Annotated in this window: 3 protein-coding genes and 2 rRNA genes (1 of these 5 only partly in view); 2 read left to right on the top strand and 3 right to left on the bottom strand. The window is 57.7% G+C overall.

Annotation, left to right across the window (positions count from 1 at the left end; all coding sequences use genetic code 11):
• Positions 1-2328 (top strand): 23S ribosomal RNA (locus tag J2X92_RS18695) (it extends 546 nt beyond the left edge of the window).
• Between the two features lie 145 nt (positions 2329-2473).
• Positions 2474-2586: ribosomal RNA gene (gene rrf, locus J2X92_RS18690) — 5S ribosomal RNA — on the top strand.
• A gap of 109 nt (positions 2587-2695) precedes the next feature.
• Here the strand turns inward: rrf and J2X92_RS18685 are convergent.
• From J2X92_RS18685 to phhA, 3 genes are all read right to left on the bottom strand, one after another.
• Entirely contained in the window at positions 2696-3625 is a 930-nt protein-coding gene (locus J2X92_RS18685) for an MBL fold metallo-hydrolase (RefSeq protein ID WP_307577587.1), read from the bottom strand.
• Positions 3626-5317 carry an AMP-binding protein gene (locus J2X92_RS18680; protein WP_307577585.1) on the bottom strand — a complete coding sequence of 564 codons (1692 nt, stop codon included), beginning with the start codon at positions 5315-5317 and terminating at the stop codon, positions 3626-3628. It lies immediately after the preceding gene.
• Between the two features lie 145 nt (positions 5318-5462).
• Complete coding sequence (phhA, locus tag J2X92_RS18675; protein WP_307577584.1) at positions 5463-6347, bottom strand: phenylalanine 4-monooxygenase; 885 nt, start codon at positions 6345-6347, stop codon at positions 5463-5465.
• Positions 6348-6359: the final 12 nt, after the last annotated feature.

Here is a 6359-nt window from a genome sequence, read left to right as displayed (position 1 = left end):
ACTGCGTACCTTTTGTATAATGGGTCAGCGACTTACATTCAGTGGCAAGGTTAACCGAATAGGGAAGCCGTAGAGAAATCGAGTCCGAATAGGGCGATCAGTCGCTGGGTGTAGACCCGAAACCAAGTGATCTATCCATGGCCAGGATGAAGGTGCCGTAACAGGTACTGGAGGTCCGAACCGACTAGTGTTGCAAAACTAGCGGATGAGCTGTGGATAGGGGTGAAAGGCTAAACAAACTTGGAAATAGCTGGTTCTCTCCGAAAACTATTTAGGTAGTGCCTCAAGTATTACCATCGGGGGTAGAGCACTGTTTTGGCTAGGGGGTCATGGCGACTTACCAAACCAAGGCAAACTCCGAATACCGATGAGTACAGCTTGGGAGACAGAGCACCGGGTGCTAACGTCCGGACTCAAGAGGGAAACAACCCAGACCGCCAGCTAAGGTCCCTAAAATTGGCTAAGTGGGAAACGAAGTGGGAAGGCTAAAACAGTCAGGATGTTGGCTTAGAAGCAGCCATCATTTAAAGAAAGCGTAATAGCTCACTGATCGAGTCGTCCTGCGCGGAAGATGTAACGGGGCTAAGCCAGTTACCGAAGCTGCGGATTTGCAATTTATTGCAAGTGGTAGGAGAGCGTTCTGTAAGCCTGTGAAGGTGCGTTGTAAAGCGTGCTGGAGGTATCAGAAGTGCGAATGCTGACATGAGTAGCGTTAAAGGGGGTGAAAAGCCCCCTCGCCGTAAGCGCAAGGTTTTCTACGCAACGTTCATCGGCGTAGAGTGAGTCGGCCCCTAAGGCGAGGCAGAGATGCGTAGCTGATGGGAAACAGGTCAATATTCCTGTACCGATATATAGTGCGATGTGGGGACGGATCTTAATAGGTCATCCAGTTATTGGATTATTCTGGTTTAGTTGGATGTAGGCGTGCATTAGGCAAATCCGGTGCACATATACCGAGGCCAACGATCGAGCGGACTTGTCCGTGAAGTGACTGAACGAGGTTCCAGGAAAAGCCACTAAGCTTCAGCTATATACGACCGTACCGCAAACCGACACTGGTGCGCGAGATGAGTATTCTAAGGCGCTTGAGAGAACTCAGGAGAAGGAACTCGGCAAATTGACACCGTAACTTCGGAAGAAGGTGTGCCCTATTAGTGTGTAGTGAACAACGAAGCATGAATGGGTTGCAAAAAATCGGTGGCTGCGACTGTTTATTAAAAACACAGCACTCTGCAAACACGAAAGTGGACGTATAGGGTGTGACGCCTGCCCGGTGCTGGAAGATTAAATGATGGGGTGCAAGCTCTTGATTGAAGTCCCAGTAAACGGCGGCCGTAACTATAACGGTCCTAAGGTAGCGAAATTCCTTGTCGGGTAAGTTCCGACCTGCACGAATGGCGTAACGATGGCCACACTGTCTCCTCCTGAGACTCAGCGAAGTTGAAATGTTTGTGATGATGCAATCTCCCCGCGGAAAGACGGAAAGACCCCATGAACCTTTACTGTAGCTTTGTATTGGACTTTGAACAGATCTGTGTAGGATAGGTGGGAGGCTTTGAAGCAGGGTCGCTAGATCTTGTGGAGCCAACGTTGAAATACCACCCTGGTGTGTTTGAGGTTCTAACCTAGGTCCATTATCTGGATCGGGGACAGTGCATGGTAGGCAGTTTGACTGGGGCGGTCTCCTCCCAAAGCGTAACGGAGGAGTTCGAAGGTACGCTAGTTACGGTCGGACATCGTGACGATAGTGCAATGGCATAAGCGTGCTTAACTGCGAGACTGACAAGTCGAGCAGATGCGAAAGCAGGACATAGTGATCCGGTGGTTCTGTATGGAAGGGCCATCGCTCAACGGATAAAAGGTACTCTGGGGATAACAGGCTGATACCGCCCAAGAGTTCATATCGACGGCGGTGTTTGGCACCTCGATGTCGGCTCATCTCATCCTGGGGCTGTAGCCGGTCCCAAGGGTATGGCTGTTCGCCATTTAAAGAGGTACGTGAGCTGGGTTTAAAACGTCGTGAGACAGTTTGGTCCCTATCTTCCGTGGGCGCTGCAGATTTGAGGAAGCCTGCTCCTAGTACGAGAGGACCGGAGTGGACACACCTCTGGTGTATCGGTTGTCACGCCAGTGGCATTGCCGAGTAGCTAAGTGTGGAAGAGATAACCGCTGAAAGCATCTAAGCGGGAAACTCGTTTCAAGATGAGATCTGCCGGGGCCTTGAGCCCCCTAAAGAGTCGTTCAAGACCAGGACGTTGATAGGTCAGGTGTGGAAGCGCAGTAATGCGTTAAGCTAACTGATACTAATTGCTCGTGCGGCTTGACCCTATAACTTTGATCAGTCTGATCAAGGTGTTATGCCAAGTTGACGCATTCAAAATACATTCAAGCAAGCGCAAGACAATTGCGCGCTGATTCCAAACTCTATGAATTCGTTGTGTTGATCATGTGATCAGCACAGCAACAAGTTATGCCTGATGACCATAGCGACGTGGTACCACTCCTTCCCATCCCGAACAGGACAGTGAAACGCGTCAGCGCCGATGATAGTGCGGGTTCCCGTGTGAAAGTAGGTCATCGTCAGGCTCTTACAGCCCGGAAAAGCCCAACACAGCGTGTTGGGCTTTTTCTTTTGGTGCTTTAAAAAGCGCGTCATCATTTGGTGACGCGCTTTTTTTATTGCCGCAGAGCAAGGCTAGATATTGCAAATGCCCGACGCATCGACAGCAGCTGCACCAGCCTCAACCAACTCAGCCAAGATGTCGTCGGCCAATTGATGCAACTCCAGATCTGGAAAGAAGCGCGAGCGAATCACGCCCAGGTACGATGCGCCGCCAAGCCAGGCTTCCCAATCGTCCATCGCGATGGATTGCACTTCCAACAGCTTGAACTTCATCAAGACCTTGATCGCATGCCGCGCATGCTTCACAGGATCGCGCTGAAGGCCTTCGAGCCGACGTCGCGCTGTGGCCAAGACGCTGCCGACGTCATTGAAGACCCGGCCATGCCCCGGAATCACCTGCAGCGGTGCCAGCGCCTCGATCCGGTCCAGCGTGGCCGCCACGTCCTCGAACGATGGTTCGCCCGCCAGCTCGGGAAAGGCAATGCCGAATCCGTTCTCCCACAAGGCGTCTGCCGAGATCAGCGTCCGCGAAACGGGCTCGAACAGGATGATCGAATGAGGATCGTGGCCTGGCGCGCTGTGCACCTGCCACGACTTGTCGCCAAGCACGCATTCCGTCCCCGGCTGCAGCAAACCGGTGAACTGAAACCGGGGGCAAATTTGCCCCGTCGCTAGAAAGCTCAAGCCGCGTTCATCCCAACGTTCGACCAGCGCCGCCTCGCCCGGCGGAATGTCCGTTCGGAGCGCCGGGTAGCGCTGTTGCAAGGCTGCGTTGCCGCCGCAGTGGTCGCTGTGCAGATGCGTGTTCAGAATCCGATCGAGCGGCCGTGTGCCCAGGGCCGATTCCACCAGCGCCAGAGTCTGCTCGGCATGCGTGGCATACCCCGTGTCGACGAGTGCGGTCTCGTCGGCGCCGACAAAGAGGATGTTGTTAGAGGAGAGCCAGCCGCGTTCGAAGACGATGAGATTCGCCGGCAGCTCGGCCGCGGCTTGGTGGCTCATTCAGGCGCTCGTGCTGGTGCGCAATTCGCGCCGAAGGATTTTCCCGACATTTGTCTTTGGCAACGAATCTCGAAACTCGATGTGCTTCGGCCGCTTGTAGCCTGTGAGTTGCCCATTGCAGTACTGCAGCACGGCGTCTTCAGTGAGTGCCGCGTCCCTGCGGACGACAAAAACCTTGATCGCCTCGCCCTGCTTTTCGTCCGGCACTCCGACCGCGGCGCACTCGACAACCCCTGGACACAGCGAGATCACATTCTCCAACTCGTTCGGAAACACGTTGAAGCCGCTGACCAGAATCATGTCCTTCTTGCGGTCGACGATGCGGCTGTAGCCGTCCTCCTGCATCACTGCGATGTCGCCGGTGCGCATGAATCCGTCGGTCGTGAAAGCAGCGGCCGTCTCGGCCGGCTGGTTGTAGTAGCCCCTCATCACGTTCGGGCCTTTGATGCACAGTTCGCCCGGCGTTCCAACTGGCAATGAATTGCCTTCATCGTCCTTGATGGCAATCTCGATGCTCGGCAGCGGCAAGCCGATGGTGCCCGTGAACTCTGTGTTCGATACGGGGTTGTTGGTGCCGATCGCGCAGGTTTCGCTCATGCCCCAGCCTTCGATCATCGGACAGCCCGTGGCTTCGAACCATCGGCGTGCCGTACCCTCCGACGCCGCCATGCCGCCCGCCTGCGATACGAACAGCGTCGAGAAGTCGATCGACTTGAATTCGGGATGCATCAGCAGCGCGTTGAACAGGGTGTTCACCGCAGGCAGCATGTGGAATGGCCGCTTCTTGAGCACCGCGATGAACTTGTCGAAGTCGCGCGGATTGGGTATCAGCGTCATGTGCGACCCCTGCCGGATCACGAGCAGGCAGAGCGTGAGCGCGAAGATGTGATACAGCGGCAGCGCCGCGATGCTGTTGACCTTCGACAGGTCGCCCGCCTTCGAGAGCGCGGGCGTGAACCACGCCTCCGCCTGCAAGGTCGCCGCGACGATGTTGCGATGCGTCAGCACCGCGCCCTTTGACAGGCCCGTGGTGCCGCCCGTGTATTGCAGGAACGCGATCGAATCGAGCGTGCTTTGATCCGGCGCCAGCGTGCGGCCGCGCCCCTCATCGATAACCTTGGAAAAAGGCGTCACGGTGCGGCCGTTGCCCATGGGCAGCTTGAAGGGCGGAACCATTTTCGCAAGGTGGCGAACCGCGACGGTGATCCAGGCGCCGTAGAGGCCGCCCAGCAGATCGCCCATCGACGTGACGACCACGTGCTTGATCGGCGTGCGCTCGATCACCTGTTCCAGCGTTGCCGCGAAGTTTTCCAGGATGACGATGGCCGTCGCGCCAGAGTCCTTGAGTTGGTGCTCGAGTTCGCGCGCCGTGTAGAGCGGATTGACGTTGACGCAGGTATATCCCCCCCGCAGCACGCCGCACATGGTGACCGCGAACTGCGGCACGTTGGGCAGCATGATCGCCACCCGCGCGCCCGGCTCGAGGCCCAGCGACTGCAGCCATGCACCCAGCGCCTTGGAGAGCGTGTCGAGCTCGCCGTACGACATCCAGCGCTCCATGCAGACCGAGAACGGCCGATCGGCATAGCGTCCGAAAGCCTCCTCGAACATGTGCGGCAGGGACCGGTACTGCTCCGGATGAATCTCATGCGGCACGTTGGCCGGGTAGTTCTTTTGCGCGGATGTCTGCATGCAAGCTCCTTTTGCGCGGATTGTGGGAGCCAGATGCATCCCGCCGTTAGCGGGCTTGTCCTAGGAGCGGGGTGCGCGCTGTCGCGCGCGCGATAGCGGCGCGGCACGCGAGAACGCATTGCCGCTCAGATCGAGGGGCGCGTTCTCAGGCTTTGCCGGTCTCGCCCGGCAGCAGCACCCCGGCGGGGATGTCCGACTCGACCTCGAGCGCGCGGTAGAGCGGCGTGAAGTCGGGCGCCGTGAGATCGAACAGCTGCGCGAAGCTCTCGATCACGAAATAGTTGGCCTGGTACGTATCGATCTTGTAGAGCGTGCGCATGGTGCGCAGCAGATCGAGCGGCAGCCGGTGCGGCTCATTGCTGCACACCGCGTGCTGCAGCTCGCCCACAGAGCTCAAGATGCCGGCGCCATAGGCGCGCAGTCCGTCTGGCTGGCGGATCAGCCCGAACTCCACCGTGTACCAATACAGCCGCGCCAGCTTCTCGCCCGCGCCCAATTCGTGCGCCTTGATGCCGCCCTGGCCATAGCGCTGCACGTAGTCGGCAAAGGCTGGATCGAACAGCATCGGCACATGGCCGAACAGGTCGTGGAAGACATCAGGCTCGACGATGTAGTTGAACTCTTCCGGCTTGCGGATCCAGTCGGTCACCGGAAACTTGCGGTTCGCCAGCAAGGTGAAGAAGGGCAATTCGGGAATCAACCCCGGCACCGCAACGATCTCCCAACCGGTGGCGCGATGCAGTCGCTCGTTGATTTCTTCGAAACGAGGAATGCGGTCCTTCACGCCCAGCAAAGGCAGCGCATTGATGAACGCATCGCACGCCAGGCCCGGCAGCTGCGCGGCCTGCCGCTCGTAGAGCCGCTTGTAGGTGTCGTGGTCGGCCGCCGTGTAGCTGGCCCAGTCTTGTGGACAGGTGTAGTCGGCCTGCACCACGCCGCCGCGCGAATAGTCGCCGCGCGGCGGGCGATCGGAAGCGCCATAAACGACGGGCGTGACGGCGGCAGGGGCAGCGGCGGCGGGAGTGTCCATGAGAAAGCGTTG

It is taken from the genome of Variovorax paradoxus, assembly GCF_030811855.1.
GTDB classification, from domain to species: Bacteria; Pseudomonadota; Gammaproteobacteria; order Burkholderiales; family Burkholderiaceae_C; genus Variovorax; species Variovorax paradoxus_L.
The sequence above is the reverse complement of the archived record's forward strand: the minus strand, read 5'-3'. Positions and strand labels throughout refer to the sequence as shown.